Annotated in this window: 30 protein-coding genes and 1 pseudogene; 20 read left to right on the top strand and 11 right to left on the bottom strand. The window is 38.0% G+C overall.

From position 1 onward, the window contains the following. Positions 1 to 150: 150 nt before the first annotated feature. On the bottom strand, positions 151 to 822 hold the full coding sequence (locus tag FHR28_RS16040; RefSeq protein ID WP_166783057.1) for a hypothetical protein: 672 nt from the start codon (positions 820 to 822) through the stop codon (positions 151 to 153). A 328-nt stretch (positions 823 to 1,150) separates the two neighbouring features. Between FHR28_RS16040 and FHR28_RS16035 the strand changes: the two genes are divergently transcribed. Continuing rightward, entirely contained in the window at positions 1,151 to 1,411 is a 261-nt protein-coding gene (locus tag FHR28_RS16035) for a PspC domain-containing protein (RefSeq protein WP_004718168.1), read from the top strand. 109 nt (positions 1,412 to 1,520) lie between these two features. Here the strand turns inward: FHR28_RS16035 and FHR28_RS16030 are convergent, their stop codons facing one another. Next, the gene (locus tag FHR28_RS16030; RefSeq protein ID WP_151956652.1) at positions 1,521 to 2,621 is read right to left on the bottom strand and encodes an HPP family protein; all 1,101 of its coding nucleotides are present in this window, start codon (positions 2,619 to 2,621) and stop codon (positions 1,521 to 1,523) included. 122 nt (positions 2,622 to 2,743) lie between these two features. Beyond that, positions 2,744 to 3,160, bottom strand: coding sequence for a lysozyme inhibitor LprI family protein (locus tag FHR28_RS16025; RefSeq protein WP_151956651.1), 417 nt, complete (start codon positions 3,158 to 3,160; stop codon positions 2,744 to 2,746). A gap of 24 nt (positions 3,161 to 3,184) precedes the next feature. On the opposite strand from FHR28_RS16025, the gene FHR28_RS16020 reads away from it, so the two are divergent. Next, on the top strand, positions 3,185 to 3,637 hold the full coding sequence (locus FHR28_RS16020; RefSeq protein ID WP_151956650.1) for a hypothetical protein: 453 nt from the start codon (positions 3,185 to 3,187) through the stop codon (positions 3,635 to 3,637). On the opposite strand, the gene FHR28_RS16015 is transcribed toward FHR28_RS16020, so the two are convergent. Beyond that, complete coding sequence (locus tag FHR28_RS16015; protein ID WP_166783056.1) at positions 3,600 to 5,084, bottom strand: FAD-binding oxidoreductase; 1,485 nt, start codon at positions 5,082 to 5,084, stop codon at positions 3,600 to 3,602. The genes FHR28_RS16020 and FHR28_RS16015 overlap by 38 nt on opposite strands. A gap of 153 nt (positions 5,085 to 5,237) precedes the next feature. Between FHR28_RS16015 and FHR28_RS16010 the strand changes: the two genes are divergently transcribed. The 10 genes and pseudogenes from FHR28_RS16010 (at position 5,238) to FHR28_RS15965 (ending at position 13,572) form a co-directional block, all read left to right on the top strand. Beyond that, entirely contained in the window at positions 5,238 to 5,756 is a 519-nt protein-coding gene (locus FHR28_RS16010) for a 3'-5' exoribonuclease (protein WP_166783055.1), read from the top strand. Positions 5,757 to 5,996: 240 nt separating this feature from the next. Further along, a complete protein-coding gene (locus tag FHR28_RS16005; protein WP_166783054.1) occupies positions 5,997 to 6,389 on the top strand; it encodes a hypothetical protein in 393 nt (130 codons plus the stop codon). 106 nt (positions 6,390 to 6,495) lie between these two features. After that, on the top strand, positions 6,496 to 7,473 hold the full coding sequence (glyQ, locus tag FHR28_RS16000) for a glycine--tRNA ligase subunit alpha (protein ID WP_004718182.1): 978 nt from the start codon (positions 6,496 to 6,498) through the stop codon (positions 7,471 to 7,473). Then, entirely contained in the window at positions 7,473 to 9,542 is a 2,070-nt protein-coding gene (gene glyS / locus FHR28_RS15995) for a glycine--tRNA ligase subunit beta (protein WP_056516783.1), read from the top strand. Before glyQ ends, glyS begins: the two co-directional genes overlap by 1 nt. Positions 9,543 to 9,544: 2 nt before the next feature. Continuing rightward, positions 9,545 to 10,138: a DUF6036 family nucleotidyltransferase gene (locus FHR28_RS15990; protein ID WP_166783053.1), complete on the top strand. Its 594-nt coding sequence runs from the start codon at positions 9,545 to 9,547 to the stop codon at positions 10,136 to 10,138. Between the two features lie 5 nt (positions 10,139 to 10,143). Beyond that, positions 10,144 to 10,533, top strand: coding sequence for a hypothetical protein (locus FHR28_RS15985; RefSeq protein ID WP_004718187.1), 390 nt, complete (start codon positions 10,144 to 10,146; stop codon positions 10,531 to 10,533). Positions 10,534 to 10,592: 59 nt separating this feature from the next. After that, a pseudogene (locus tag FHR28_RS22165) lies at positions 10,593 to 10,685 on the top strand (hypothetical protein); the annotation flags it as partial. A gap of 171 nt (positions 10,686 to 10,856) precedes the next feature. Continuing rightward, positions 10,857 to 11,240, top strand: coding sequence for a hypothetical protein (locus FHR28_RS15980; RefSeq protein ID WP_056516780.1), 384 nt, complete (start codon positions 10,857 to 10,859; stop codon positions 11,238 to 11,240). A 759-nt stretch (positions 11,241 to 11,999) separates the two neighbouring features. Beyond that, a complete protein-coding gene (locus FHR28_RS15970) occupies positions 12,000 to 12,713 on the top strand; it encodes a hypothetical protein (RefSeq protein ID WP_105714013.1) in 714 nt (237 codons plus the stop codon). 205 nt (positions 12,714 to 12,918) lie between these two features. Continuing rightward, the gene (locus tag FHR28_RS15965; RefSeq protein ID WP_166783052.1) at positions 12,919 to 13,572 is read left to right on the top strand and encodes a hypothetical protein; all 654 of its coding nucleotides are present in this window, start codon (positions 12,919 to 12,921) and stop codon (positions 13,570 to 13,572) included. A 139-nt stretch (positions 13,573 to 13,711) separates the two neighbouring features. On the opposite strand, the gene FHR28_RS15960 is transcribed toward FHR28_RS15965, so the two are convergent. Beyond that, on the bottom strand, positions 13,712 to 14,668 hold the full coding sequence (locus FHR28_RS15960) for a 2-hydroxyacid dehydrogenase (RefSeq protein WP_105714015.1): 957 nt from the start codon (positions 14,666 to 14,668) through the stop codon (positions 13,712 to 13,714). Between the two features lie 33 nt (positions 14,669 to 14,701). Continuing rightward, positions 14,702 to 15,400 carry a TetR/AcrR family transcriptional regulator gene (locus tag FHR28_RS15955; RefSeq protein ID WP_105714016.1) on the bottom strand — a complete coding sequence of 233 codons (699 nt, stop codon included), beginning with the start codon at positions 15,398 to 15,400 and terminating at the stop codon, positions 14,702 to 14,704. 82 nt (positions 15,401 to 15,482) lie between these two features. Here FHR28_RS15955 and FHR28_RS15950 point away from each other — a divergent pair, with 82 nt between their 5' ends. Together FHR28_RS15950 and FHR28_RS15945 are read left to right on the top strand one after the other, a co-directional pair. Then, positions 15,483 to 16,586, top strand: a complete 1,104-nt coding sequence (locus FHR28_RS15950) for a fatty acid desaturase (RefSeq protein WP_096732826.1) — start codon at positions 15,483 to 15,485, stop codon at positions 16,584 to 16,586. Between the two features lie 127 nt (positions 16,587 to 16,713). Next, the gene (locus tag FHR28_RS15945; RefSeq protein WP_105714017.1) at positions 16,714 to 17,157 is read left to right on the top strand and encodes a hypothetical protein; all 444 of its coding nucleotides are present in this window, start codon (positions 16,714 to 16,716) and stop codon (positions 17,155 to 17,157) included. 77 nt (positions 17,158 to 17,234) lie between these two features. Here FHR28_RS15945 and FHR28_RS15940 read toward each other — a convergent pair whose 3' ends face one another. Further along, on the bottom strand, positions 17,235 to 18,524 hold the full coding sequence (locus FHR28_RS15940) for a hypothetical protein (RefSeq protein ID WP_004818705.1): 1,290 nt from the start codon (positions 18,522 to 18,524) through the stop codon (positions 17,235 to 17,237). A gap of 89 nt (positions 18,525 to 18,613) precedes the next feature. Here FHR28_RS15940 and FHR28_RS15935 point away from each other — a divergent pair, with 89 nt between their 5' ends. Next, on the top strand, positions 18,614 to 19,390 hold the full coding sequence (locus FHR28_RS15935) for a class I SAM-dependent methyltransferase (protein ID WP_166783051.1): 777 nt from the start codon (positions 18,614 to 18,616) through the stop codon (positions 19,388 to 19,390). A gap of 29 nt (positions 19,391 to 19,419) precedes the next feature. Beyond that, a complete protein-coding gene (locus FHR28_RS15930) occupies positions 19,420 to 19,977 on the top strand; it encodes a hypothetical protein (RefSeq protein WP_154129281.1) in 558 nt (185 codons plus the stop codon). A 93-nt stretch (positions 19,978 to 20,070) separates the two neighbouring features. Here FHR28_RS15930 and FHR28_RS15925 read toward each other — a convergent pair whose 3' ends face one another. Then, positions 20,071 to 20,478, bottom strand: a complete 408-nt coding sequence (locus FHR28_RS15925; protein ID WP_004718213.1) for a protease inhibitor I42 family protein — start codon at positions 20,476 to 20,478, stop codon at positions 20,071 to 20,073. Between the two features lie 79 nt (positions 20,479 to 20,557). Further along, entirely contained in the window at positions 20,558 to 21,148 is a 591-nt protein-coding gene (locus FHR28_RS15920) for a hypothetical protein (RefSeq protein WP_004818701.1), read from the bottom strand. A 183-nt stretch (positions 21,149 to 21,331) separates the two neighbouring features. Here FHR28_RS15920 and FHR28_RS15915 point away from each other — a divergent pair, with 183 nt between their 5' ends. Continuing rightward, positions 21,332 to 21,955, top strand: coding sequence for a class I SAM-dependent methyltransferase (locus tag FHR28_RS15915; protein ID WP_151956641.1), 624 nt, complete (start codon positions 21,332 to 21,334; stop codon positions 21,953 to 21,955). Positions 21,956 to 22,167: 212 nt separating this feature from the next. Here FHR28_RS15915 and FHR28_RS15910 read toward each other — a convergent pair whose 3' ends face one another. Continuing rightward, positions 22,168 to 22,635: a Holliday junction resolvase-like protein gene (locus FHR28_RS15910; RefSeq protein WP_166783050.1), complete on the bottom strand. Its 468-nt coding sequence runs from the start codon at positions 22,633 to 22,635 to the stop codon at positions 22,168 to 22,170. A 129-nt stretch (positions 22,636 to 22,764) separates the two neighbouring features. Between FHR28_RS15910 and FHR28_RS15905 the strand changes: the two genes are divergently transcribed. The 3 genes from FHR28_RS15905 (at position 22,765) to sodC (ending at position 25,458) form a co-directional block, all read left to right on the top strand. Then, on the top strand, positions 22,765 to 23,409 hold the full coding sequence (locus FHR28_RS15905) for a ParA family protein (protein WP_004718222.1): 645 nt from the start codon (positions 22,765 to 22,767) through the stop codon (positions 23,407 to 23,409). 100 nt (positions 23,410 to 23,509) lie between these two features. Beyond that, the gene (locus FHR28_RS15900) at positions 23,510 to 24,628 is read left to right on the top strand and encodes an AI-2E family transporter (RefSeq protein ID WP_166783049.1); all 1,119 of its coding nucleotides are present in this window, start codon (positions 23,510 to 23,512) and stop codon (positions 24,626 to 24,628) included. A gap of 275 nt (positions 24,629 to 24,903) precedes the next feature. Next, entirely contained in the window at positions 24,904 to 25,458 is a 555-nt protein-coding gene (gene sodC, locus FHR28_RS15895) for a superoxide dismutase family protein (RefSeq protein ID WP_004718225.1), read from the top strand. Positions 25,459 to 25,504: 46 nt separating this feature from the next. On the opposite strand, the gene FHR28_RS15890 is transcribed toward sodC, so the two are convergent. Then, positions 25,505 to 26,728: a DUF2252 family protein gene (locus FHR28_RS15890; RefSeq protein ID WP_166783048.1), complete on the bottom strand. Its 1,224-nt coding sequence runs from the start codon at positions 26,726 to 26,728 to the stop codon at positions 25,505 to 25,507. Between the last annotated feature and the right edge of the window lie 95 nt (positions 26,729 to 26,823).

Genomic DNA, 26,823 nt, shown 5'->3' with positions numbered 1-26,823 from the left:
GCTTTTCTGAGATGATCATTCATTTCAAAATTTTAAATGCGTCATTCTGGTGGGTTACACCCTCAAGTCCCACCAGATTGTTTAAATCAACATATGTCTTGATCAAAACAGCGTTCTTATTCAAATGCGCTTATTCGATTGTTTCGCTTTTTAATTATCAAATTTCTTTAACACATAGGCTTTTGTTGGTGCGGTATGGTGTTGACTAAAATAGAGTCGATTTTCTTCAGTTCCATTAACAATTTTATCAATATCCATCACCAAGTCGTTTTGTGCATCCACTTTGTAATAGAACTGAATACCTTCAATTCGGTTAATCACGATTTCATGATTTACTTCATCATAGGCCCAAGTATTTTTTTGATAACCACGGTTCGGTTTTATATCATTATTTTCATAAGTCATTTTCCCCATATACACAAAGGTACGATGTGCGGTACCGTCTGGGAGTAAGTTAATAATAAACTCTGCACTGCCTTTTTCACACTTGGCAAAAGGGTCTTCACAACTCATTTGAACATGATAACGTCCTACAAATGCCTCAGCTTTTGTGGAAACTACGTCGCTTTGCTGGTCTTGCCCTTTCATTTCTGCAATTGCAGGTAAGGTGGCTTGACCCGCAAGATCGGTCAGTTTTTTACCTTCACTTGCATTGGCACGTTGTGGCGTTGGCTGCAAAGCAAGCTCACTGGATGAATTTTGTGTGTCAGATGCACCTTGTTGTTTATCATTTGATTTTGAGGAATCGCAAGCACTCAGTACTGTACAAATACTGATGCCTAAAATTCGAAAAAAAATTACTTTATGAAAAGTTAAATACATAAATCCAAATAACCCAATTACACCGTGCCAGACACATCAAAAATGAATGTGTATATGTATATCTTATTGTGTTGTACCGTTTCTCGAAATCTTAACGGTGTATTTTTTACAAAAGTATAAAAAACATATTTGTCTCAACCATCTCCCTATAAGTTTGGACACTTTTTACATTATTTTTAATGATTTAACTGGCGTTGTTACACAGTCTTAACAATTTTAATCGGTGATTCACTTGAAGAATCAAACAGAAACGCCACTATTTACTTATATAAATTCATTTTTAAATTTTTAATCATGAATGATGATGAATAACTTTAAGGAGATTTAAATGGCCAATTCTGGTTTATATCGTTCAAGCCGACATAATATGATCGCCGGTGTAATGGGCGGTATTGCTGAACGTTTTGGTTGGAATGTCACATTACTACGAATTATTTTCGTAATTGTTTCATGTTTGAGCGCAGCTTTTCCAGGTATTTTAGTGTATTTGGTGCTTTGGTTAATTATGCCAAAACAAAAATTGCAGCTAAATGAACCGCAAAGCTATGAACGCCCTGTACGAACCATTTATGAAGAGAAAACCCATTAATTGACTTCGATTTAAAGATATTACCCTTTTCAGCTACAACAGTTCCCCCAAACTGCTGTAGCTTTTTTTATACCGCATCATTTTTAAACGGTTTTATTTTTAAACAGTATCATTGTGAATTATTGAGTTGTTGCTGTAATGCTGCAATCATATCTGCGCGACTAATAATCCCGACCATTTTTTGATGATCAACCACAGGGATATAATTAAAAGAGCGCTCAACGAAATAAGGCACCAAGTCTTGAATCGGTTGCGTCGGCTGAACAGTCACCACTTGTCGATTCATAATTTGTTTGACCAAATGTTCCCAAGGGGCACGAGCATCGGCAGCGCGTTTAAACCATTCTACAATTTCATACAATGCCAATGTGCCAACCAATTCCCGATCAGCATTGAGCACGGGCAAACTCATCAAATTCACATGTTTAAACTTATCTAAAGCTTGGTGAATATCATCTTGCTCATCCAAGCTCAGCACATCCTTGCTCATAATATCTTGGCAAAGGTATTGATGTACTGCTCTTGCATTGGCCTTTGCCTGTGCTTCTAAAATGATTTTTTGTAAATCATATTCACTAATATCTAAAAGCTGTGTCTGTTGTTCTAACACATCTTGAATATCTTGCGGTTGAATGGTGACTTTCTGTGTCGGCGTTGGATCTTTAGAACGTGTATTGAGCTGTGCAACCTGTGGATATTGCTTTCCTAACATACGATTAAAAATGATTGCAATCACTAGCAGCAAGACTGAATTGAGTAATACTGGGTAAAAGATAAATTGATAACCCAATTGGTGAATAGAAGTACCACCCAATACGGCAGTAATCGCCACTGCGCCACTTGGCGGATGCAATGAATCTGTACTCATCATCAAAAATATCGACAACGCAACAGCAACACTAAATGCCTCGGTTGGATTGGAAATAAAGATGGCACAGGTCACGCCGACTAAACCTGCGATGGTATTCCCCACCACCATATTCCAAGGTTGTGCTAAAGGACTCGCGGGTACAGCAAAGAGCAATACCGAGGACGCGCCCATCGGTGCGATATACCATGCATTAAATCCACCGAGTACATACCAACTGATCAATGATGACACTGCTAATCCAAGCAGTGCCCCAACACCACAGACTAAACGATCTTTTAGCGGTAAAACTTTAAAATTGGGTTTTAAGGTATTTAACCATTCAAGTTGCGTATGAAACACGACAGTCCTGCGCTTTAACACGGTTTAAAGTGTGAATTATACGATGTTGTGGTTATAAGATATATTTATTATCTATCTTAAATGGATAAATTTTTCGCCGATATTTCTCATCTACTGATTTTTCACTGGGCATATTCAGTCAATTGATCAAGTCTTTTCCCATATTCTTGCATTGGGCAAAACGCATACATGGGTGAACCAATATAACTTCCAGCATTTTGGCACTCCTGATCAACATAAGCTTTCCATAAGCGTTGCGATTTCATGATGTCATTATAACGTTCTTGCCGAAGGTCTATCTGACTCTGTTTTTTGATCTGATCAAGAACTTTGACAATTTCTTTTTCATAATATGCCCTGCTCTGGTTACTACATGATTCAACCACAGCATTGTTAATGTTACCTAAAGCCAGTTTTTCGATGGTTTGTTCAACACATTGGTTATATACATCAGGTGAAGCAGCACTCTGTTCTGCATAAGCTGATATTGAACAAATAGTTGTAGATAAAACCATCATGATTGTGCATGCTCTTATCATATTTATTCCTTTGTTGTTTTGATCATGGCTCAATATAGCAATAAATCGATTTTAAAGGCTTTGTTTTTAGCACCCAGTCTGAGCTTAATCCTATTGGTCGCATTTTTTCTTTTTATGAATCATCAATATGATATACAGTCTCTACTCACAATATTTGGTATCAGCTTAATCATTTATCTGATTTATTGCGTTATAGTCATTCCAGTTGCTTATGTCATTTCACTTTGGCTTGCACATCAGTATTGGCTTAATTTTTTCAGTATTTTCGTCGGCTCACTGTTGATGTGGTTAATTGTCAGCATCATTGGCTATCTGGTTTTTACTGGATCATTGCCTACACCGCTATGGAAACTATTGAGCGATTGGTTTTTTTATGCAATTTCTGTATTTGCAGGGTGCTGTTATTGGGGTTTATTAAAAGTATTTTCCAGACCATCATTCACGACTCACGATAATGTAGATAGAACTGATTACTAAAAATCTCCTCTGGATCATATTTTTTCTTCAAACTAAAAAAAGCATCCGTTTGCGGATAGGCTAAACGCATCTTGTCGCGACTTACATGTAAGCGATAAGGCAAATAAAATGTGCCTTGGTTTTTAAGTGTAATATCAACCAATTGCTGAGTCAGTTGTTGCATATCCTGCTCTTGTTGTGGGGTCTTCTTTTGATTAAACAGAAACACCAAGCCAAAAACATCCTCTCGGGCATAATTCATAAATGCATCATGATCATGTTCAACTTCACGAATCGTGATATTGAGTAGATCCACTTTTTTAGTTTTTAACACGGGCTTGAGATCTTGAATAAACTGAGCCAAGTGCTGCTTTGGAATAAAATATTCATGCAATAGATCGGTTGAATGGATATCTTTATTTTCAATCAAGGCGGCATCTTCACTGAGAATTTCATTGCGACTAAATATCGCATAAGGCGATACTGAATTCAGACTACTTTCTAGATCCCAGCGTAGCCGTTTGCCGTATTCACTATCGACAGAGCCACGGAACACAATCCGCTTAGTTTCAGCGTTTTTACTTTGCTGTTGTGACAAGGCTAAAGGTTTTTTATCGATTTTTTCAAAATAGTTTAAGGTTGCCTGCTGTAAAAAATGCTTGTCTGAAATACGTAAACGACCATAAGCAAATTGTACATCTGGATTATTGCTGACAATCTTTTGGTACGCGTTTACATAGTCTTCAGGTAAAACTGAAATTGATTGAAATGTTAAAGCAACATTATCTACAACTTTTAATTTTACATCGAGAATAATGCCAAATAATCCATAGCCACCAATCACCAATTTAAACAGTTCAGGATGTTCTGTAAGACTACATTTTACAATTTCTCCCTGGGCATTCATCAAGGTAAATGACTCAACACTGGATGAAACTGGGGGTGAATTCTTTTGCCAACCATGTCCATTGACACTGATCGAGCCGCCAATTGAGAAATTACTAAACGCTTGCATCACTGCAATTGATTTACCATAGCGGTCTAGATACCGAAGTGCCTCTTCCCACGTTGCACCCGAGCCAATCGTGAGAATATTACTCTTCTCATCAAAGCTCATGTGGTTATAAGGCAACATATTCAGTGCAATACCATCAGGGTAAATGGTGTGCCCGCCCATACTGTGCTTAGCTCCTGCAATCGAGACTTTTAGATGATGTTCAGCTGCATATTTAAGTAAAGTTTTAAGTTGTTGTTGAATCGCTTCGGGTGTACTTTCTACATCGACAATTTTATGCACTTTTGTCAAATTAAGATGACTGGCATCATCCCGATAACCTGTAGGAATATGCTCAATTCCCTGTTGCTCATTGATTTTTGTTTTAAAAAGATGAATTGCAGGAATAGAAATAACTGCCAATACAATAAGGAGAAGGCTTAGCCAAAGTTTGTTTTTCTGTATTTTTTGCATAAGGGATGATTTAAAAATGTTTTAAATTTATTCAATAATTTATAAGCTATAAATATTAAAAAAGCAAAATACCGATAAAGTTTGTCAGCGATTAAAATCATCATTTATAATGACTTCCAGCATAAAAACAATATCTTAAAATAAGGAAAATATATGGCTTATATTATGGTGGACATCGAAGCAGATGGTCCAATTCCCGGTGATTACTCAATGATTGCGCTAGGTGCAGTGTTGGTCGAAGATCACTTACATCAACAATTCTACGGTTTACTTAAACCAATTTCCGAGAATTATATTCCTCAAGCGCTCGCAGTTTCAGGCTTTAGTCGTGAAGAAACCCTAAGCTTTAACAATCCTGAGCATGTTATGAAAGACTTTGCCAAGTGGGTGAGTAAAGTCAGTAAAGATCGCCCTATCTTTATTAGTGATAATAATGGTTTTGACTGGATGTTTGTCTGTTGGTATTTTCATCATTTTACTGGCAGTAATCCGTTTGGATTTAGTTCACAAAATTTAGGCAGTTTGTATAAAGGACTGGTCAAAGATAGCTTTCAAAGTTTTAAGCATTTGCGTAAAACAGCACATACTCATAACCCTGTTGATGATGCCAAAGGCAATGCTGAGGCGTTATTGGCATTGAAAAAGGATTATGGATTGAAGATTAAGTTTTGATTGGTCTTTTCTAATTTTGCTACAGCCCAATAATGATCTTGTGCATTTTATCATCCTCTAAATTCGCCCCTATGATTTCTAAATAATTCACTTACTTAACATTGAATGAAGCGTTGTGACATCGTCATGATGAACTTCCGACATTCAGCTTTTGAAGCGCCCTCTACCTTTACAAAGTTCATGAATATAAATTTTTTATGTTAATATCAAACATATAATTTAACTTATTTAATTTTACCAATGAACAAAATAATCCATTTCATCATTTTAACTTCTTCTTTTTACCTTGCTGCATGTAGTACATCAAATGAACCTGTAATTTTAGAAACAAAGCAAATTGCAATGACGGGCGAACCATCAAGCACACTTGAACTTACGCTGATTAAAAAAGATAAAATCTGCATCTTAAAAGCAAAAACCACTTCTAAAAATATACCAACAATAGAAAAAGATTGGGCTTTTTTTAGGGATGATCTCATTTTAATATCTGAAAATTCAAGCTCGGAACCCGTAATCAATAGTGATGCTCCAGATGCAAAAATTGAAGAGCACATTGAGGAAATGAAAATAAGAAAAGAGGCCAAAGAAATGAAAAGTTTTATCTCAAAAGAAAATCTGAAAAAATGCACATAAGTTGATCTGCGATAAGAATCAATATTTATAGACTAACCTTTGCCACACCTCCCCAAAATCCTTATACTTAGAACCAATTTTTTCTAATACTTATAGTGGATGCTGCATGAGTCGCGCCATATCGCATATTGATACATTCCAAGGCTTAATTCTTGCCTTACAAAACTACTGGGCTGAACAAGGTTGTGTTGTGTTACAGCCTTACGATATGGAAATGGGCGCAGGGACATTTCACACTGCAACATTCTTACGTGCGCTTGGGCCAGAAACATGGAACGCAGCATACGTTCAACCCTCACGTCGTCCTAAAGACGGTCGTTATGGCGAAAACCCAAACCGTTTACAACACTACTATCAATTCCAAGTGGTGCTTAAACCGAACCCTGACAATATCCAACAACTGTATCTAGACTCTTTAGAAGCGATTGGTATTGACACGCTTACACATGACATTCGTTTTGTAGAAGACAACTGGGAATCTCCAACATTGGGCGCTTGGGGCTTAGGTTGGGAAGTGTGGTTAAATGGTATGGAAGTGACTCAGTTTACTTACTTCCAACAAGTTGGTGGGGTTGAATGCTACCCGGTCACAGGTGAAATCACTTACGGTCTTGAACGTCTGGCAATGTACTTGCAAGGTGTTGATTCAGTTTATGATTTGGTTTGGACCAAAGGTCAATTTGGTACCGTCACCTACGGTGATGTGTTCCATCAAAATGAAGTAGAGCAATCAACTTATAACTTTGAATATGCCAACGTTGAAAAAATGTTTGAACTCTTCGATTTTTATGAAGCTGAAGCAACCCGTTTAATGGAAGCGGAACTTCCACTTCCAGCATATGAGCAAGTCATCAAAGCATCACACAGCTTTAACTTACTCGATGCACGTGGTGCTATTTCTGTCACTGAGCGTCAACGTTATATTTTACGTGTGCGTACTTTGGCACGCTCTATTGCACAAAGCTATGTGGCTGCTCGTGCCAAACTCGGTTTCCCAATGGCTGAACCGCATTTACGTGACGAAGTGCTTGCACAGTTAAAGGCACAAGTTGAAGCAGAAGCAAAAGCTGAGGAGAATAAATAATGTCTAAACATACAGTTTTATTCGAACTTGGCTGTGAAGAATTACCGCCTAAAAGCTTAAAGACCTTACGTGATGCGTTACAAGCTGAAACGGTTAAAGGTTTAAAAGACGCAGGTTTGGCATTTGATTCAATTGAAGCTTATGCAGCACCACGTCGTTTGGCATTAAAAATTGTCAATGTTGATGGTGCACAAGCAGACACTCAAAAGCGTTTTGATGGTCCTGCCCTACAAGCTGCTTATGATGCAGAAGGCAAACCAACCAAAGCCTTAGAAGGCTTTATGCGTGGTCAAGGCATTACTGCGGATCAAGTATCAACGTTCCAAGCAGGTAAAGTTGAAAAAGTTTGTTATTTAAAAGATGTGAAAGGTCAAAGTCTTGACGCTTTACTTCCACAAATTTTACAAACAGCATTGGATAATTTACCCATCGCAAAACGTATGCGCTCTGCGGCAAGCCGTACTGAATTTGTTCGTCCGGTGAAATGGGTCGTCTTGTTAAAAGACAATGATGTGATTGATGCAACGATTCAGGATCATAAAGCGGGCAATCTGACCTATGGTCACCGTTTCCATGCCCCTGAAGCGATTTCATTAACAAACTCAGATGATTATTTGCCGAAATTAAAAGCAGCACATGTCGTAGCTTCTTTTGAAGAGCGTCAAGCAATCATTGACCAACAAGTTAAAGCTTTGGCTGATGAAGTCAATGCGATTGCCATCGTTCCTGCTGACCTACGTGATGAAGTGACTGCATTGGTTGAATGGCCTGTTGCGCTACGTGCAAGCTTTGAAGAACGTTTCCTTGCTGTACCTCAAGAAGCTTTGATTACCACGATGCAAGACAACCAGAAGTATTTCTGTTTGGTCAATGCAGCACATAAATTACAGCCTTATTTCATTACTGTTTCCAATATTGAGTCTAAAGATCCAACTCAAATCATTGAAGGCAATGAAAAAGTTGTACGTCCTCGTTTGTCTGATGCAGAGTTTTTCTTCTTACAAGATCAAAAGCAACCACTTGCTTCTCGTAAAGAAAAATTAGCCAATATGGTCTTCCAAGCACAATTGGGCACACTTTGGAACAAGTCTGAACGTATTGCAAAATTGGCTGTGGCGTTATCTGCAATCACGGGTGCAAATTCTGTAGATGCTGAAAAAGCTGCACTGCTTGCAAAATGTGACTTAACTTCAGAGTTAGTCGGTGAATTCCCTGAACTTCAAGGGATTGCGGGAACTTATTACGCACGTATTGAAGGCGAAAATGATGAAGTTGCTGAAGCTTTAGGTGAGCAATATTTACCTAAGTTTGCTGGCGATGTTCTACCAAAAACGAAAACAGGTACAACCATTGCCCTTGCTGATCGTTTAGATACCCTCACAGGTATTTTCGGGATTGGCCAAGCACCAACAGGTTCGAAAGATCCATTTGCTTTACGTCGTTCTGCGATTGGTATCTTACGTTTGGTGACTGAAAATAATCTTGATGTTTCGATTGAAGAACTGATCAAGCTTGCTTTGGCTGCTTATGGCGATGTATTGAAAGATCATGCGAAGACTTTAGCCGATGCTGTCGCATTCCTTGAAGGTCGTTACCGTGCTAAGTACGAAGACCAAGGTGTTGCCGTTGATGTGATTCAGGCTGTTCAAGCACTTTCTCCAAAATCTCCACTTGATTTTGATAAGCGTGTGACGGCGGTAAATCATTTCCGTGACTTGCCAGAAGCTGCTGCTTTGGCTGCTGCCAATAAGCGTGTTGCCAATATCTTGGCAAAAGAAGCTGCACCTACAGGTGAGATTGTTGAAGCTAAATTGCTTGAAGATGCTGAAAAGGCGCTATATACCGAAATTCAAAATATCAAACCTGCAGTTCAACCACTTTTGGACGCGAAAGACTACACCACTGCGCTTTCTAAGTTGGCTGCGCTTCGTGCACCGATTGATGCATTCTTTGAGAATGTGATGGTCATGGCAGATGATGCAGAACTCAAAGCAAACCGTTTACGTTTACTTGCACAGTTACGTGACTTGTTTACAAGCGTTGCAGATATTTCGGTGTTACAGCACTAAGTATGACGATCTATAGTAATTCTCCAATTACTATCGCTATTCTCAAGCTCTTTCAAGAGCTTGGGAATTACATATTAAAAAATCATAAGAATCTACCTAATGGCGCTGTAAAAGCATTTATTTTTGGTGGTTGTGCATTTCATATTCATACCAATGCTCGTGGTAGCAATGATATAGATGCTGAAATTCAGGCAATCCAGCAATTAAAGAAACACGATATAGTTTTGTTTTTAGAAAATAATGACGTTGAATATTTAGATGATAATAATCTTGAAACTAATTTAGAGTTTGATCGTAGTTTTAACACCAGCCTTGCATCTGTCGACCCTGACTATCCTGAAAGAGCGATTCCTTTAGTTGCCAATAGCATTGTTGAAGTTTATTTAGTATCCGGTTTAGATTTAGCCATTTCAAAACTTGCTCGTTTATCTGATAGAGATATCGAAGACATCAAAGAATTATACCTTAATGGTAAGTTTTCTCTTGAAGCGTTTAAAAAATCAGCGAATAATGCTGAAATGTACTATGCGACTCCTGAACAATTACACTCGAATATTCAATATATCGTGTCAATCCTTTCGGAGTTAAGAGGTTAACTCATATGATGAATCAGGTAGAGTTTGAACATGCTTTGAATACGTTGTTAAAACAACCATTATCATCGGCAACATTTAGTGAAGTGAAACCAGTTGCTGAAGCTTTACTCTATTCAGAGCTTTTACCTTCTATAACAAATAATCTAAGTACACTTGAAACACGCCGTTTAGTTTTCTTACTTGAAAAATTTAGACGCTATTCGTGTTCTAGCGTGTCTCGTAGACAACAGTTAAAGTCTTTTTCAAATGATTTGTCTTTACAGACCACTCATCTTGACTCAAGCCACTTGGTTGATCCTTTAGCGCAAAGATTTGGTTTAGATGAAGATTTAAATCATTTAAAATCACAATTACTCACACTTCAAACACGCCATTATCATCAAGAGCATGGGTAAAAATCTTTCGCTGTTTCGTCTTTTACATTAGGCGACGAATACGTTCTTTGAGAATCAGGGATTCAGAGTTGGGAGCAAACCGTTTACGTTTACTTGCACAGTTACGTGACTTGTTTACAAGTGTTGCGGATATTTCGGTGTTACAGCACTAAGTAGAAACATAAATTATAACCCGCTTTCGAGCGGGTTTATTTTTAGTTTTTGCTTTCCAAAATGCATGAATAAATGAAAACATAACAATAAAAATTAACAATCTAAAACTAAATATTCCCAATACATTGTATAGACTCAATTGATCAAGTTAAGTTTAAGATCAAAAGCATATGAATTCTAAAATATTATTATCTGTACCGTTAATAGTGATCGCCCTCTCTGCCTGCTCAACCACACCCACCAATCCAAATGCTCCAACTGTTTTAGAACAACATAAAAATATCTCTGCTGAACCAAGCACAAAACATAACCTTGCCAAACTCATCAAACAAACAGACAACTGTGTCATCGAATTTACTGGCAACTTTGAAACAGGAAAAGCCACAGAACATTGGATTTTTAAAGGTGATCAGCTCATCTCAGCATTTTCAAATGTAGATGCTGAAGTCGAAAATAAACAAACTGTTTTTGACCCAAAAGATGCTGAAAAGCTAAAAAACTTCAACTCACTTAAAAATAACTTTAAAACATCAAATCTGGAAAAATGTAATTAATCTCGGCACTTCACTTTGATACGTCGTCGAAGCTAAAAGAGCTAAATACAAAATTATTTCGCTCTTTTAGCCACATAAATCACGGGATAAATCCAAACAAGGACGCCAATGAATCCAATCGCAGCAAATATGAAACTATTTGGGAGGTAATCAGCAAACCAATAATAAATTGGATTTAAACCCAATTTAAACGAATTCATCATTGCGTAGAGCATCGCAATCATCAGCACATGAGACAAAATCAAATGCTCAATAGATAGCTGATATTTCCTAAAATATTTTGCAAAATAAAGGCTTGGAATCAAATAAATTAAAAAAACCACGCCCATCACAATCCAACTCATTATTTGATGGCTGGAAGACAATTCATCACCACAGCCGCAGGCAAAACTGGGTTTTAAACTCAATATAAAGGTGAGAAATATCAAGATTATTATATTTTTCATTATGATGATTAAACCAACAATTTAACCCAAAGCTTATGTCGTTTTTGTTTTAATAACAAGCTAGAAATTCTTACAGAAAATGCTTTTATCATCGTTCTCATATTCTTATAAGCATCAGAATTTAAAAAATAAAAATGCCCAAGTCTTCCAAACACGTCTAGTCGTAACATTCATTCACAATTCTTACACTATTGTTAAAACTCTGTAGATAAGCTGTTGCTGTTTTATCTCTAAGGCTATTTTTATACATATTTCACATTATTATAGGCAACACTCAAACTTGAACTCATTCAGGTACAGGATAAAACTAATTATGAAAATGCTTAAAACAACAGTGATCGCCACAGCACTTCTTGCCAGCTCTCCTCTTTTTGCCAATACAGATGTAAGTGCAAATGCTTCTGCTGAAGTCGGAACCAATGGAGGCATTCTAAGCAACATTGGTCAAGGTATCCATAACACAGCAGATAAAGTAGGTAATGGTCTCGAAAAAGGTGTTGATAAAACCCGTGAAGTGTCTAAAGACGCTTGGGATGGCACTAAGAATACTGCTGCTAAAGTAGGTACAGGTCTCGAAAAAGGTGTCGATAAAACCCGTGATGTGTCTAAAGATGCGTGGGATGGCACTAAAAATGTAGCTGATAAAGTCGGGACAGGTGTTGAAAAAGGTGTCGATAAAACCCGTGATGTATCTAAAGATGCATGGGACGGCACTAAACATGCTGCTGATAAAGTCGGGACTGGTGTGGAAACAGGCATAGACAAAGGTAAAGTTGCGACGAAAGGTGCGTGGGAAAATACCAAAAAACTAAGTTCTGAAGCGGGTCACAACACCAAAGAAGCAGCTGTTAAAGTAAAAGACAAAACCAAATCAGCGACAAGTAAAACTTGGCAGAAAACCAAGGATTTAGTTAAACCAAAACCAGCAAATACAGGTGCAAAAGTAAATTCACAAACCCATGTGAAAACACCAGTAGGTAGCGCTAAAGTCGCTGTATCTACAGACGCTAAAGTTGCTACAAAATAATTTAGATTTAATGCCCATTTAAAAAAGCTCACTTAGGTGAGCTTTTCTTATATATCTACTAGTAATTTGGTATGCAATGTATACATATGTTTTCTTGCTGTAGGATTTTTCTTTCCATTTTACTTTTTATCTAAATAAAACAGTATGATAATCCCAATTAGCACTGAGCGAATCGCTACAATCATCATAAAGGGATCAAAACATCATGAAGATGATCAAAAGTCTATGTGTGATCACTGCAATACTTGCAACACCATCACTCTATGCGCAAACCAATACTCAAAATCAAACCCAGCCATATGGTGATAATCCAAATATTTTTAAAGTATTGGCACATAAGACCGGTGAAGCTGTACAGAATACCGCTGAAAAAGTAGGTGATGCGACCGAAAAAGGGATTCAAAAAATTAAACCGTCTTTGGATGAAACCATTGAAAATACCAAAAAATATACCACTGAAAAAGCCACTGAGGCTCGTGATAGTACTCGCCAAGGCATAGATACTGCGGTAAAAAAAGTTGAGCAAACCAAAGATCGAGTGATGGGTAAAACCAATTTAAATGTTCCGATTGAACAAGGCAGCTTAAGTCAATCTTCGACCACACCCAATACGACGAATACTGTAACTGCTGCAACTACAGCAAACGTTCAAAATACGCCGATCACCACACAACCTGTTCAACCCGCAGTTCAAAATCAATTACCCAACAATGGGCAAGAAGAACCTGAAATTAAAAAACAGTCATTACCAATCGAAAACCAAGAGCGTGATGTCAACACCAATACCACAGGTTCAAAAGATACCAACTCAAGCAATACGCAAAGTTCAACAGATGATGAGGTTGGTGTACCAAGATAAGCAGCTAAACACACTTAATCCGTCGATCTCCACACCTTGCGCTACCTATGCTCAAAGTGATAGCAGTAAAAACGAATATAGCTATTTAACGGTGTTTTTTAATTGCGCCTTTTTTCATTGTGCTTTTTCACTCGGCTCTTTAGCCATTCACCTGACGAATCACTTTCCCCTGCTTAAATGCCTCAACATTTTCAAGCATTTGATTCACAATACCTTGACGTGCATCTACACTACCCCACGCACTATGCGGTGTGATAATCAGGTTTGGAATATCTTGTGCAAGTAAAACATTACCTTGTGTCGGTGGTTCAACAGAAAGCACATCTGTTGCCGCACCTGCAATTTTGCCTTGTCTTAATGCATCGGCCAAAGCCTGTTCATTAACGATACCACCGCGGGCACAATTGATTAAAAATGCAGATTTTTTCATCTTATCAAAGGCTTGGCTATCAATTAAATCACGTGTTTCATCTGTTAGAGGACAATGCAGAGAAAGAAAATCGACTTGCGCAAGCAATTCGGCAAAAGGTATTCGATCCTTATGCGTTGGTCGATTGGGTAATGATGCGACCAAAATTTTCATCCCAAAAGCTTCTGCCAACTTGGCAACCGCTTGACCAAGCTCACCATAACCAATGATGCCAAGAGTTTTCCCAGATAATTCAACAATTGGAAAATCCAGTAAGCAGAAAATTGGCGATTTGTTCCATTCGCCTTGTTTAACTGCATGCTCATATTTGAGTAAAGATGTTGCTAATGCCAACATTAACGTCAGTGTATGCTGTGCAACTGCAGATGTGCCATAGCCCTGACAATTACACACCACAATACCTTTTGATCGTGCAAAATCTAAATCAATATTGTTGGTCCCCGTGGCCGAAATCAAAATTAATTTTAAATTTTTACATTGCTCCATCGTCTCAGCATTCACAATCACTTTGTTGCTGATCACCACGTCTACATGTTGAATGCGTGCTAGAACTTGCTCTGCTGTGGTCGATGGATAAAGTATTAAGTCATCAAAAGCTGCTTTTAGCTGACGAAAATCCAAATCCTGTTTATCTAAAGATTCATAATCTAAAAATACAGCTTTCATTGCTTTTCCTTAATGATAGAGAGCCAATTTTACTTACGAAGCCGATGCTTCTGAAAAACCAAAAGAATTATTCTTTAAAGCCAATAAGTATGCATTGGTCATACGGTAGGCCTCTTGAATGATGGCTTCAGAAATATAGCTTTCGTTGTAATAACCATGCTTCATACAAGTAAAAACCAATTCCATCAAAATCGTCAATGTATCAGGCTCCTGTGGTACATATTCATCCACTTTAATCATTTCCAATGCTTTTCGGACACCATGACTGACTTTTTTTAATTCTATTTGGTATTCCAGATAAGCTTGTCGGGTAAAAGGTCCACTTAAAATCAACAAGCTCGCCGTTTCAGATTCATTAAAATATTTGGCTGTGGTACGAATCATACTCTCTGAGAGTAACTGTCCGTATACTTCTATGGGTGCATTTGGGTTTTCCGTCAACACTCGAACAGCAGCTTGTCCGAGTTGTTTGACTAAATCGTTTAAATGCGTCAGTGCAATATGACGAAAAATATCGTATTTCGTCGGAAAGAACTGATAAATACTGGTCCGTGGAACACCAGATGCATTGGCAATTTCAGGAATCGAAATCTTTTCAATTCCAATGGATAACAGTAACTCTTGCGTGGTTGCCAGCATCTTATCCATTCTTTTTTGGGAACGTTCTTGTTTTGGTTGGCTCACCTTTTTCGTCATTTTTTTTAAAACTGACGTTGACGTTATTTTAATCATCAGATAATCTCTCATAAAACCCAACAAATGTTGGTTTTAAAAACTTCCTTGTAGTACTACAAAAATATAGAGGAAACCGGAGATGAATTTACCCCTTTCCGATGTACAAATGTCCATACAAAGCAAAACTAAACTTTTTGCTGATCCAGAAGATGAACAACGTAGCCACCGAATTCGTAAAACAATTTTGGAAGCTGGAAATCAATTACGCGAACGTCATCCTTGGCTGGTTCAGCACCAAGACCAAATTGGCCTAGCCATCCTTGTAACAGCTGTAACAGGGATTATTTTCAATATAACACAATACACTCGTGGGAAAATGCCTTGGTATGTGGCAATTCCGCTTTCTGCATTTTGGATGTCGCTCTTACATGAACTAGAGCATGATCTTATTCACCAAATGTATTACCGTAAAAACAAAAAAATCAATGATGCCATGTTGGCAGCCGTTTACGCCTTTCGCCCAAGTACCGTGAACCCATGGATACGTCGCGAGGTACATCTACATCATCACAAATCATCGGGTACCAAAACAGATTTAGAAGAACGCGGTATTAACAATGGTGACCAATGGGGCTTAAAACGTTTGCTGATGACTGGTGACAATATGTTGGCGATCTATTTACGCCCCATCACCATGATGAAAACCACCAAGCGTTTTATTCATGCTCAAAAGCATTTATCCCAAGCAGATAAACTCAAATTAAAAGCAAAACTTTCTGCGAGTTATGCACCCTTTGGACATATTCATTATGCCTTATGGCATGGTTTCTTATTGATCAATGCTGCCAAATTGGCAATGAAAGCCACAGGCATAGCACAACCTAAAAATAGCTTATGGAGACTTGCAGACAAAACCACAAAGTTTTATGCCGTAAGCATTGCAGCACCAAATTTTTTACGCACTTTAAGCCTGCATTTTACCAGTTCCAATATGCATTATTATGGCGATGTTGAAGATGGCAATATCGTTCAGCAGTGTCAGGTCTGGACAGATTGGCGAATGAAACCTTTACAAGCCTTTTGTTTTAACTTTGCTGGTACACATGCCATTCACCATTTTGTTGTACGTGATCCATTTTATATTCGTCAAGCCATTGCCCAAGACTGCTATCCAGTGATGCAAGAAAATGGGGTTCGTTTTAATGACTTTGGGACGTTTAAACGAGCGAATCGTAGATTCTAAAATTTATAATTTTTTATTTATAACTTTTGAGTTAATGGAGGCCTCTGGTATGGGGTCTTGTTTTATATTTTAAAACACCTGATTACGCCTTATAGTGAGTTAAACAATCAGCTAAAAAGACCGCACAATGAATAGGACAGCTTATCCGTCACTTATGCTCGCTCTGCTTTGTTTTGGCTTATATTCACCAGCCTATGCAAAAGCATATATTTTACAATCGATTAATAACTTGGATGAAGCAGAGTTTAGAAGTTCTGAGGGAAATGAATTCAAACTGATTAAATTAAATCGAGGTTGTCGTATTCAAGCTCGATATTATTTGGAGATGGAAAATCGTGTGTTTAATTATACCTTCCTTCATCAACCACCCATGAAGCAAAAACTACTCCATGCCACGCAAAAAACCTTCCGTTATCACTATAGAGACGGTGAAGAAGGTTCTCTGGCAGCAGTGACTGATGTTTATCAACATTCTAGCGAAGTCTATAAAGTCAGTGATTTAGACGTTCAAAATGAATTTAAAAAATATACAGCTTTATTTCCAATCGCCTATTTAAAGCAGTGTAACTAAAGCTGTATCTGTCTATTTAAATGGCTCAAATGTCAAATCGTTAGACAGCAAATGGTGTTTCAGCTCAACCGCTGACTTTAAGCAACCTTAAAGTGACAAAACTCATTTAAGCTTTCATCATCAAAACTCACCAAACCTTGAATATCACAACTCATATAAAAGTTTTTATAGGTCAATACATAAAAGTCAGTGGTTTTTTTAATCACAATTGGATTCATATCCAAAGATAACGCTTCATCTTGCTTAAATAATTTGGTTACACGGCGATCATTCATACAGATCAAATAGGTCTGCTTTTTGATCTCGACTTGTGCCAAACCATTGTTTTCAACATGCAATGGAATAATGTATTTGCCATTCACATCAATTACTTGTTGATCATAGCTTTCTAGCTTTTGTGTGATCACGTTAAATACTAAAATATTGCCAAAACTGTCTTGTAGCTGCGTTTTATCTTCAAAAGCAAAATTGACTTGAATACCCAGTTTCTGCAAATCTTGCTCATCCACTCGCTTATTGGTCAATAAAATACGCGTAATGGTCTGCTTTAAACTGGCATCAAAGAAAGTACTATCCAGTTGAATATCTGTACCTTTTAGAATTTTACCCAAAGCTTCGTTATGTGTCCCCAATAAGTGAGCAATCACACTTCGATAATAAAATTTGCTGTTTTTCTTTACTTCACGAATCTGCTTATAAAAATAAGTTTGATCGTATTCACGTTCAATAAAATCATGTAGTAACGCAGAGTTGGCTAAAACTGCAATCGCATCATGACCAGTATACGGTAAATGTAACGTATGCAATTGAGGGATCAATGGCTTAATTTTTAAATAATGTTCTTTATCATTTTCAAAATAAGGGTCATAAACAATGATGTATTCACAGTCTGCAACGATATCTTGTGCCTGAATACGCATATCCGCATTTAATTCAGCATCATAGAAATCTGTATAACGCTTGTCCTCAACCTCTAAAGGGTCGATAGAATATTGCGGAACCATGGCAACAACACGATTCATTTTTAAAGCTTTGGCATATTTGATTGCCGCATAGCCACCCATCGAACCGCCATAACCCACGATATTTTTAAATTGTTTTAAAATGGGATCTAAGTGCTCTAACAATGCAGCCATGCTTGAGGCAGGAAACCAAGACTTCTGTTTTGGCATAATCCCGACCACGGCATAGTTATATTTCATCAAAGACTTTTCAGCATTGATGGAAAGTCCTTTGGCTCTAGAAATCAAGTCACCAAATGACAGGACTAAAGTGTCAGAATCGCCTTGTAAATAGATTGCTCTAATATGATCATCTTCAAAAATTATTTGCTTATCCATTCGCACACCGAGCACTAGCTCTATCATTGGCTGAAATTAAATAAATAGGCGCTTGCCTATTGATTGCTTCAAGTGTCATATTTTATAGAGTCTAGTCAGATAAAAAAGCGCAAAATATGACACATTCCCTACATCCTGCTGCTCAAAAAGGCTTCAGTACTGCTGCTGAACTTTATCAACAAGTCAGACCCAATTATCCACAAGACGTGGTCAAATGGTTAAAAGAAGATTTAGCTCTAGGCTCAGATTCAAGCGTTGTTGACTTAGGTGCAGGTACTGGAAAATTTCTCCCTTACCTCAAACAAGCAACGCCCAATATTATTGCTGTCGAGCCCGTCACAGAAATGTTGGAACAATTGAAAATAGTACATCCTGATGTACAAACGCTTCAAGCAAAGAGTGATCAAATTCCGTTAGAATCTGAAAGTATTGATGCTGTTTTGTGCGCCCAGTCATTTCACTGGTTTGCCAATATTGAAACCTTGAATGAAATTCACCACATTTTAAAACCTGAGGGTCACCTTGGTTTGGTCTGGAACCAGCGCGATGAGACGATAAACTGGGTTAAAGCATTGGCAGATCTGCTCGCGACGATCGAAGGAGACACACCACGTTACCATAGTGGGCAATGGAAATTGGCGTTTGAAAATCAATTTTTATTCCAACTTGAAACAGCCAAAGTCTTTTCACAAGTACAAACTGGAACCGTGGAAAATGTGGTCAGCAAGCGCTTATTATCCACCAGTTTTATTGCAGCGATGCCAGAACAAGAGCAACTCGCGCTGAAACACAAATTCGAACATATTGTCTTGGAATATACGGGTAAACATGCGCAAGATGAAATAGACTTCCCTTATGTCACCTATGTTTATAACTTTAGGAAACTGCGCTAATCGAAACGCTTTAATGAGGAATGTTTATCATGAATTTAATACTTCGCCCTTTACTCCTTTCAGGTTTACTTACATCCGTCGTTTTCATGGCAGCATGTTCTCCTAAAGATAGCCCACAGCAAAACAATTCATCTGAACCTAAAGACGCCTCTCAAGAGATCATGGATCAATTGAAAACCAAACCGATTAAAAGCTTTCCAAGTACACCCGATGATGCTCACGATATTGCATTACTTGAAGAATATGATCAGAAATTTACCGAAAATAATAATGCTTTAGAAGCTGACCTTAAAAAACGTGCAGCTGAAGATACGCTGACCTACGAAATTGATCAGCAACTCAAACGTGATAGCATTGAATCTGCGTTGAATATGCTTAAAGAACTGGATCTAAAAACTGAACAAGGTCGCTATATTCAAGGTTTAATTTATCAATTTTGGGAAAATCAAGCCAAAATCTATGACGAGAATAAACTGTCTAAAGACGGTCAATCTAAAAATTCAGCTGATGATGTAAAAGGTATGGGGGGTATGTTCACAGCCAAAGATCAACTCGATCACTGGAAACAATTGACCGATAAAAAATAAAAAACTAATGCTTTAATCTTCTCTTGTGCTAGATCAAATGGCACAAGAGAAGAAACGCTGTCATGTTTGAACCAGTACAATTAAAGTGAAATCCTAAGAAACCCGAATACGACAACGCCATTGTTGATCAGGTTGTTTTGAAGATTCCCATGAACGAACATGCACCAATTCAATATAATCTTGTCCTGGTTTTTCAGCTTTAAAACGGAACGTCTTGGTGCCACCGACACCCACGGCTCCCTCTTCATTATCATTTTGCAAATAGGTTTCTTCTGTTTTAAATATTTTAAGTGGTTGTAATAACTGCCATTGGTAACCTGTGCTTGGGTTTTCAGGTGCATTGAATACAAGCACTTCACCCACTTTCATATCCATCAAAGTTGGGCACTTTTGTTTCAATGTATACTCATGTGTTTTACCTTCCACTGTAGGACTTGAACTTTGACAAGCGACTAAGCCCAAACTGCAAACCAACAAAGTAAAACCCACTAAACCTTTCATTTATCACACTCTTTATGATTCAAACTGGCTAAAATTATAGCAAACCTTATCATCTTCTCTGATGCGGCTCAATTTGAATTTAGATATTTTGCTTTTCCAACCACTGAATAGAATTCACCCGAATCAGTTTACACGCCCCATCACCGACACCATTCCAATCCAAAGCAGATTTCCACACCAAATCTTTATCATTCACTTGAACCAAATCACCAGTTAAACGAACTAAATCACCACGCTTTACCTGTTTGATTTGTTGAGCAATTTCAGGATTAGCAGGAATAATATGCATATTACTGACCAATTGAGTTGCCAATTGAGCAGGAATTGGTGGTCGAGCCATTTTCCAATTTAAGAAACGATCATATTGATTGATCGAAATCTGGCGGGCAATTTCAGGCTCAGTAAATAAACCACGAGTTACTGCATAATCAATTGGAGAAAATTTTGCTTGCTCATCATCCTTATATTCTTTTGAACCGAGGATCCGAAACTCCCCATGAAAAGGTTCCAAAACAGAAATCTTCTGATGTTGATCGATTGGTGCTAAACCATTGGCAATATTAAATGCTGGGTTGGCTTTTGAAACTTTAGAAGAATCAGTAGATTGAAAGGCATAGACCTGAAAAGCACTCAGTGCCATCAACGCTGCACAGATTAACTTTTTACTCATATCATGCTCCTCAAACCACACTTAAAAATTGTACAAAATCTATAATCCTAGTATTAATATAAAAACTTAAAATAAAAATCGAGTTTCGGTAACAAAATACAGAGATTTCGTCCTATTTTTGTCTTATATTCAAAGCAGGCTTTGGTTAGAATTTAGCTTATATTCCTATAATTGCATACAATGATGATTTATAAATTTTACCAACAACGTATTTTCCCGCATTTGCTTAATCAGGTGATGCAAACACCAAGCATGATGGATGGACGTGCAGAATTACTTGGAAAAGTTCGAGGTGAAGTCTTAGAAATTGGTTTTGGCACAGGTTTAAACCTGCCATTTTACCAAGAGGTTGATCAAGTTTATGCGCTTGAGCCAAACCGAGATGTCTATCAACTTGCTCAAAAACGGGTATTTGATGCACCTTTTCATGTACAACACATTCAAGCCAGCGCAGAAAAGCTGCCTTTTGCAGATCATTCAGTCGAAAATATCGTCAGTACATGGACCATGTGTAGCATTGCCAATTTAGACAAAGCCATTCAAGAAATTTATCGCGTTTTAAAACCTCAAGGGACACTGCATCTAATTGAACACGTTCAATATCATGACAATAACACCTTAAAAAAACTGCAAGATCTTTTAACACCTATACAAAAAGTTATTGCTGATGGATGTCACTTAAACCGTAATATCGAACTTGAACTTTTAAACGCCAATTTTAAGTTTTCTGAAAAATATTATTTTGATGCTGAGGAACTGCCAAAAATTGGACGGCGTATGTTTATGGCCAGAGCACACAAGCTCTAAGCTTGCGCCATTGAATAGATAAATTTAATAGAAAATTTGATAGAGAAATTTTAACCTCACTCAATCCTTGTTAAAAACAAGATCGTTTCGCCTTTCACCCACAATTTAAAAACAGTGTCCTTTTCACTTGATCTAAAGCAAAGTCGAAAAGGACCTTGGTTTTTGATTTAGGCTAAAAATCTACACACCCGATGCAACAACACTTCAACCTTCTAATCTTCAAAATCAATCCGAATCGTTTCAAAGCGGACTCGTCCGTCTTGAATTGCTTGGGCAATCGCTTTTTGCCCTTTGGTCAAACGTGCCCCACCACTCTTAATATCAATCAACACCACTTCAATATCTTCAGCCAAACCTTCACCATCTCGAAAATCGGTATAGCCATCAAACACCACATAATCAATAGGATCACCTAAAAACTTGGCATCACTGGGTAAATAACGAAACTCAGGCATGATTGGTGCAAGTTGTTCCGCCATTTTGCCTTTCAGCACAGCACGACTGGTATTTACACTACGCTTTTGTGCGCTTGCTAAAGCCTGCTGATGCTCTAATTCCAACTCAGCAATATACTGCTCATACTCTGCTTTGATTTTGCCATTACGCGTACTTGATAACACGATTGTGGTTAAAACGATGCCAATACATGCACCAATTAACATCGCCATCCAGATGGACATGCTTTTTCCTTTAACTCGATATCTTGCACAATGTAAACAACTACTAAAGTTTTGTCATGTATAACCTATATGCTAAAAATTAATGCTAAAGTAAGGTGAAGGTTAGCTTACAGACTTAATTGATCAATCATGAAAACAATACTTGTTGCAAATTTAAAAGGCGGTTGTGGGAAAACGATTACAGCAATAACATTAGCGACGGCGCTTGCACAAAAAGGCTATAAAGTGGCCTTGGCTGATGCAGATGGACAAAAATCTGCACTGCAATGGTTAAAGCAACGTCCTGACACTGCAGCAACAATTCAAAGTCTGGATTGGCGTCATGAAAAATCAATTGGAGATGCACCTAAAAACTTAGATTATTTAGTGATTGATGCACCAGGTGCTTTAACTGGTGAACATGCTGAACAACTGATTAGTGAGTGCCATGCTGTAGTCACTCCGTTACAACCCTCTTTTTTTGATATCGACAGTACCCGACGTTTCCTTAAACACATCCAAGACATTAAAAAAATTCGTAAAGGTAAAGTTTCTGTATATCTGGTTGCCAATCGAATGAAAGCCAACAGCTCAAGCTCGAAAGATATTCAGCAATTCTTTGATAAAATCGAACAAAAACCTGTTGCATGGATATCTGAACGTACTGCCTATAGCCAATTGGCGATGCAAGGTCTAAATGTTTTTGATAAAACCCAAAAGAACTTTTTAACCATTCAAGAACAATGGCAACCCTTACTTGATGCTTTAATAGACGATCCAAGCGATTGGTTCTAAAACCAATTCAATAAAGATCAAATAAATTGTGCTTAAAATTTGCCACACTTTATTTTTCAGTTAATATTGAGTCAATCACTCACAATTTTTAGAGTAATTAGTGCAAGAATTCACTTCGAACTTACAACGTATCTTATTGTTTGGATTATTGTTCATCCTTATTTTTTTGGGTTACGATATTCTCAAATACTTCATTGTACCTGTGTTATGGGCATGTATTATCGCCTATATGACTTGGCCAATGTACAAACGCATCTTAAGAATGTTTGGTTCGAATCGACCAACCCTCAGTGCATCACTCATGATTACACTGGTGGTTTTGGTGGTTGGAATTCCACTGACTTTTGCTATTTTTATTTTACAACATGAAGGACGAAATCTTTATTTCGACCTACAACGCCAATTATCTTCAGGTCATTTGACTGTTCCAGACTTTATCCGTGAACTCCCCATTATTGGAAAAGAAGTCAGCCGTACCGTACGTGAAATTAATGCCGATCCTACCAGCCTTTCGCAAACCATTGGTCTGTGGATTCAAGGCCATATGAACTATGGTAAATTCGTCCTGAACGAAATTACCAAGAATTTGGTTAAGCTGGGTTTTGCAATCATGTCTTTATTCTTCTTCTATCGAGATGGTCAAACCATTTTGGAACAAGTCAGTAAAGCCTTACAAATGTTAATTGGCCCACGTATTCACCATTATCTTGACACCATTTCTGAAACAACCCGTGCTGTGGTTTATGGTGTTGGTTTAACTGCGGTTGCTCAAGCATTTCTTGCTGGTGTGAGTTATTTTGTTGCCGGTGTTCCAAATCCAATGGTACTCACCATTGTGACTTTCTTGATGGCACTGATTCCATTCGGCCCTCCTGTTGCTTATGGTGCAGTTTCATTATGGCTGTTTTCACAAGGTCAAACCATGGAAGCAATTGGTGTAATGGCTTGGGGTGTTTGTATTGTCAGTACTGCTGATAATGTGATTCGACCTTTGGTTATTTCAGGTGCAACCAAGATTCCGTTCTTGTTGATCATGTTTGGTGTACTTGGTGGATTAGCAAGTTTTGGACTGGTTGGACTGTTTATTGGCCCTGTCATTCTTGCAATTCTTTTGGCCATTTGGCGTGAGTGGTTACATGAAACCACTGAGCCAGAAATCCTAATGCCAGATGCCACGATGGTCTATGACATTGATGATGATCAGCCTACAAAACCTTAGCCCAATTCAGGCAAGTGACAATTAAAATTTCAATATTTGAAATCGTATATTCGCGAATAAGCTTTAATTGGCGAATATACCTTGTCTAACGATCTATATATCGCAGATATTCTGCGTAATTATTTTGTTTATTTATTTTTAGTCAGCATAATCAATGCCAATCAAATTTACTGTTAAATAAATTCATACAATCAGACATTTAATTCACATTGTTTATCAGGCCGTGCTTTGTTTGAATAGTGACTAATCATAATCAAATACTTTGGATGCGTTCGATGACATCTACTTTCTTTAAAACTTCTATACTTTGTACATGTATCGCACTTTTTACAGCGGCATGTAGTACAACAACGGTCAAACCTAAGCTTAAAACACCATTACAAACAGTGGATATGCATGCGGTCTCTGCACAAGGCATTGGTGCAAAAATTGGTACAGTAAGCTTGCAAGATTCTCCAAATGGTTTAACCATCAACACCCAACTTAGCCAATTACCTTCTGGTTATCATGGTTTCCATATTCATGAAAAAGGCTCATGTGCCCCTGCTGAAAAAGACGGGAAAATGGGCGCTGCTTTAGCTGCGGGTGGTCATTTCAATCCACAGAAAACTGGTCATGGCACTCCGAATGATGGGCATATGGGCGATTTACCTGTACTCAATGTAGATTCAAATGGTAATGCCAAAACAACCTTAATTGCACCACGTCTAAAACTGGCCGATATTCAAGGCTTAGCTATTATGATTCATGCGGGTGGTGATAACTATTCAGATCATCCAAAACCACTGGGTGGTGGTGGGGATCGTATTGCCTGTGGTGTGATTCAATAATTTAAATCATTAATTGTGGATAAGTATGCGCTTATCCACATCGTGTTTATTTTAGATGCGAAAGCGCGTAACGGCGGCAATGTTCCAAATAACCTGTCTCATGTACACTCATCAATTCAACAATACTACGCCATAGCCAAAATGGCGCATCAATGGTTTTAGATTGATTGCGTTTTAGCTCTTTTACCCAAGCATTGCGTACTGCATCATCCATCTGTCGAGCATGTGCCCGACCAACCACAAAAGCCAAATAGAAAGCTAAGTCTTTGGCCTCAACTTCATTGACCCCTTCTATTTCGAGTTTTAAATCTTGTGGCAATAACTCTCGAATAAAAACCGAAGTATCTAAAAACTTACTTGCTCGCATCCGCTCCCCTAAAAATGGCGATAAATGTCTTGCGCCTTCAACAATTCTTGCCACATTGTCTTTTGGCATCGGTGTATTTGAATAACGTGGTGCAAGTGCTGTTGTGGCTTCTTTCAGATCCATTAAACACAAGCCTTTGCCATCTCTGACAATATGATTCGATGAATCCATCAGTACGATATAGCGCAATAAGCCTAAAGAACTGCACCCTTTAACCCAATATGCTGAATCGATGACTTTCAACTGAGCGGATTGATCACGCTGACCAATCATTGTGACCAAGTCTTGAATATCGGGCTGATTAAAAACACGATGAATTTCGAGATGTTCTTTTTTCAATAAGGGCCAAAATTTCTTCCCCAAGGTTATTTCTGGCGTTAAACCTTCTAAACGCTCTCTTGCTAAATTTTTCCAGGTTCGCTTAAGTGCTTTTTGCATCGCACTATGCACAAGTACTGGTCGCTGTAATTTATCAATCCCTCGACCATTTTGTACTAAGGCATGTACATAACCTGCATACAACGCTTCAATCATCTGCGCGGTGACCACACCAGGTAAATCTGAACTACGCACAGCTGTGGCTAAGGATAACCCTAAACGGATAACATCATTGGCAGGATTACCAATCACTGTTTGATCTAGGTCACGAATTTCAATATCAATTTTACCCTCAGCATTGGCAACAGGGCCCAAATTCCCAGTATGACAATCTCCACAAATCCAAATCGCTGGCCCCTGTGGGATCGAACTTATTTCAGCTTGCTTCAACCAATCATAATATTTGGCCGTATTGCCACGTACATAGGCATGGATCGAACCCGCCATTTTTAAATTACGACGTTCTGTTAATTCAGCATTTCGATAACGAGGTTGTTTTATTTCAGTGTTTTGCTGGTTTGACATTTTTGCTATTTTTAAGTATTTGATCGCTTATTCTGAGTTTTTTTAAGCATTTAAGTAAGGGTTAAACTGTATACAAAATGTTGAATATTACCGTT

The sequence above is a fragment of the Acinetobacter sp. BIGb0196 genome (assembly GCF_011759595.1).
GTDB classification, from domain to species: Bacteria; Pseudomonadota; Gammaproteobacteria; order Pseudomonadales; family Moraxellaceae; genus Acinetobacter; species Acinetobacter guillouiae.
This window is presented reverse-complemented; position numbering and strand designations above follow the sequence as displayed.

Bases quoted from the DNA above. Each gene is read 5' to 3' on its own strand.
- FHR28_RS16040 (WP_166783057.1), bottom strand. From the start codon at position 822: ATGTATTTAACTTTTCATAAAGTAATTTTTTTTCGAATTTTAGGCATC.
- FHR28_RS16035 (WP_004718168.1), top strand. From the start codon at position 1,151: ATGGCCAATTCTGGTTTATATCGTTCAAGCCGACATAATATGATCGCC.
- FHR28_RS16025 (WP_151956651.1), bottom strand. From the start codon at position 3,160: ATGATAAGAGCATGCACAATCATGATGGTTTTATCTACAACTATTTGT.
- FHR28_RS16020 (WP_151956650.1), top strand. From the start codon at position 3,185: ATGGCTCAATATAGCAATAAATCGATTTTAAAGGCTTTGTTTTTAGCA.
- FHR28_RS16015 (WP_166783056.1), bottom strand. From the start codon at position 5,084: ATGCAAAAAATACAGAAAAACAAACTTTGGCTAAGCCTTCTCCTTATT.
- FHR28_RS16010 (WP_166783055.1), top strand. From the start codon at position 5,238: ATGGCTTATATTATGGTGGACATCGAAGCAGATGGTCCAATTCCCGGT.
- FHR28_RS16005 (WP_166783054.1), top strand. From the start codon at position 5,997: ATGAACAAAATAATCCATTTCATCATTTTAACTTCTTCTTTTTACCTT.
- glyQ (WP_004718182.1), top strand. From the start codon at position 6,496: ATGAGTCGCGCCATATCGCATATTGATACATTCCAAGGCTTAATTCTT.
- glyS (WP_056516783.1), top strand. From the start codon at position 7,473: ATGTCTAAACATACAGTTTTATTCGAACTTGGCTGTGAAGAATTACCG.
- FHR28_RS15990 (WP_166783053.1), top strand. From the start codon at position 9,545: ATGACGATCTATAGTAATTCTCCAATTACTATCGCTATTCTCAAGCTC.
- FHR28_RS15985 (WP_004718187.1), top strand. From the start codon at position 10,144: ATGATGAATCAGGTAGAGTTTGAACATGCTTTGAATACGTTGTTAAAA.
- FHR28_RS15980 (WP_056516780.1), top strand. From the start codon at position 10,857: ATGAATTCTAAAATATTATTATCTGTACCGTTAATAGTGATCGCCCTC.
- FHR28_RS15970 (WP_105714013.1), top strand. From the start codon at position 12,000: ATGAAAATGCTTAAAACAACAGTGATCGCCACAGCACTTCTTGCCAGC.
- FHR28_RS15965 (WP_166783052.1), top strand. From the start codon at position 12,919: ATGAAGATGATCAAAAGTCTATGTGTGATCACTGCAATACTTGCAACA.
- FHR28_RS15960 (WP_105714015.1), bottom strand. From the start codon at position 14,668: ATGAAAGCTGTATTTTTAGATTATGAATCTTTAGATAAACAGGATTTG.
- FHR28_RS15955 (WP_105714016.1), bottom strand. From the start codon at position 15,400: ATGATTAAAATAACGTCAACGTCAGTTTTAAAAAAAATGACGAAAAAG.
- FHR28_RS15950 (WP_096732826.1), top strand. From the start codon at position 15,483: ATGAATTTACCCCTTTCCGATGTACAAATGTCCATACAAAGCAAAACT.
- FHR28_RS15945 (WP_105714017.1), top strand. From the start codon at position 16,714: ATGAATAGGACAGCTTATCCGTCACTTATGCTCGCTCTGCTTTGTTTT.
- FHR28_RS15940 (WP_004818705.1), bottom strand. From the start codon at position 18,524: ATGATAGAGCTAGTGCTCGGTGTGCGAATGGATAAGCAAATAATTTTT.
- FHR28_RS15935 (WP_166783051.1), top strand. From the start codon at position 18,614: ATGACACATTCCCTACATCCTGCTGCTCAAAAAGGCTTCAGTACTGCT.
- FHR28_RS15930 (WP_154129281.1), top strand. From the start codon at position 19,420: ATGAATTTAATACTTCGCCCTTTACTCCTTTCAGGTTTACTTACATCC.
- FHR28_RS15925 (WP_004718213.1), bottom strand. From the start codon at position 20,478: ATGAAAGGTTTAGTGGGTTTTACTTTGTTGGTTTGCAGTTTGGGCTTA.
- FHR28_RS15920 (WP_004818701.1), bottom strand. From the start codon at position 21,148: ATGAGTAAAAAGTTAATCTGTGCAGCGTTGATGGCACTGAGTGCTTTT.
- FHR28_RS15915 (WP_151956641.1), top strand. From the start codon at position 21,332: ATGATTTATAAATTTTACCAACAACGTATTTTCCCGCATTTGCTTAAT.
- FHR28_RS15910 (WP_166783050.1), bottom strand. From the start codon at position 22,635: ATGTCCATCTGGATGGCGATGTTAATTGGTGCATGTATTGGCATCGTT.
- FHR28_RS15905 (WP_004718222.1), top strand. From the start codon at position 22,765: ATGAAAACAATACTTGTTGCAAATTTAAAAGGCGGTTGTGGGAAAACG.
- sodC (WP_004718225.1), top strand. From the start codon at position 24,904: ATGACATCTACTTTCTTTAAAACTTCTATACTTTGTACATGTATCGCA.
- FHR28_RS15890 (WP_166783048.1), bottom strand. From the start codon at position 26,728: ATGTCAAACCAGCAAAACACTGAAATAAAACAACCTCGTTATCGAAAT.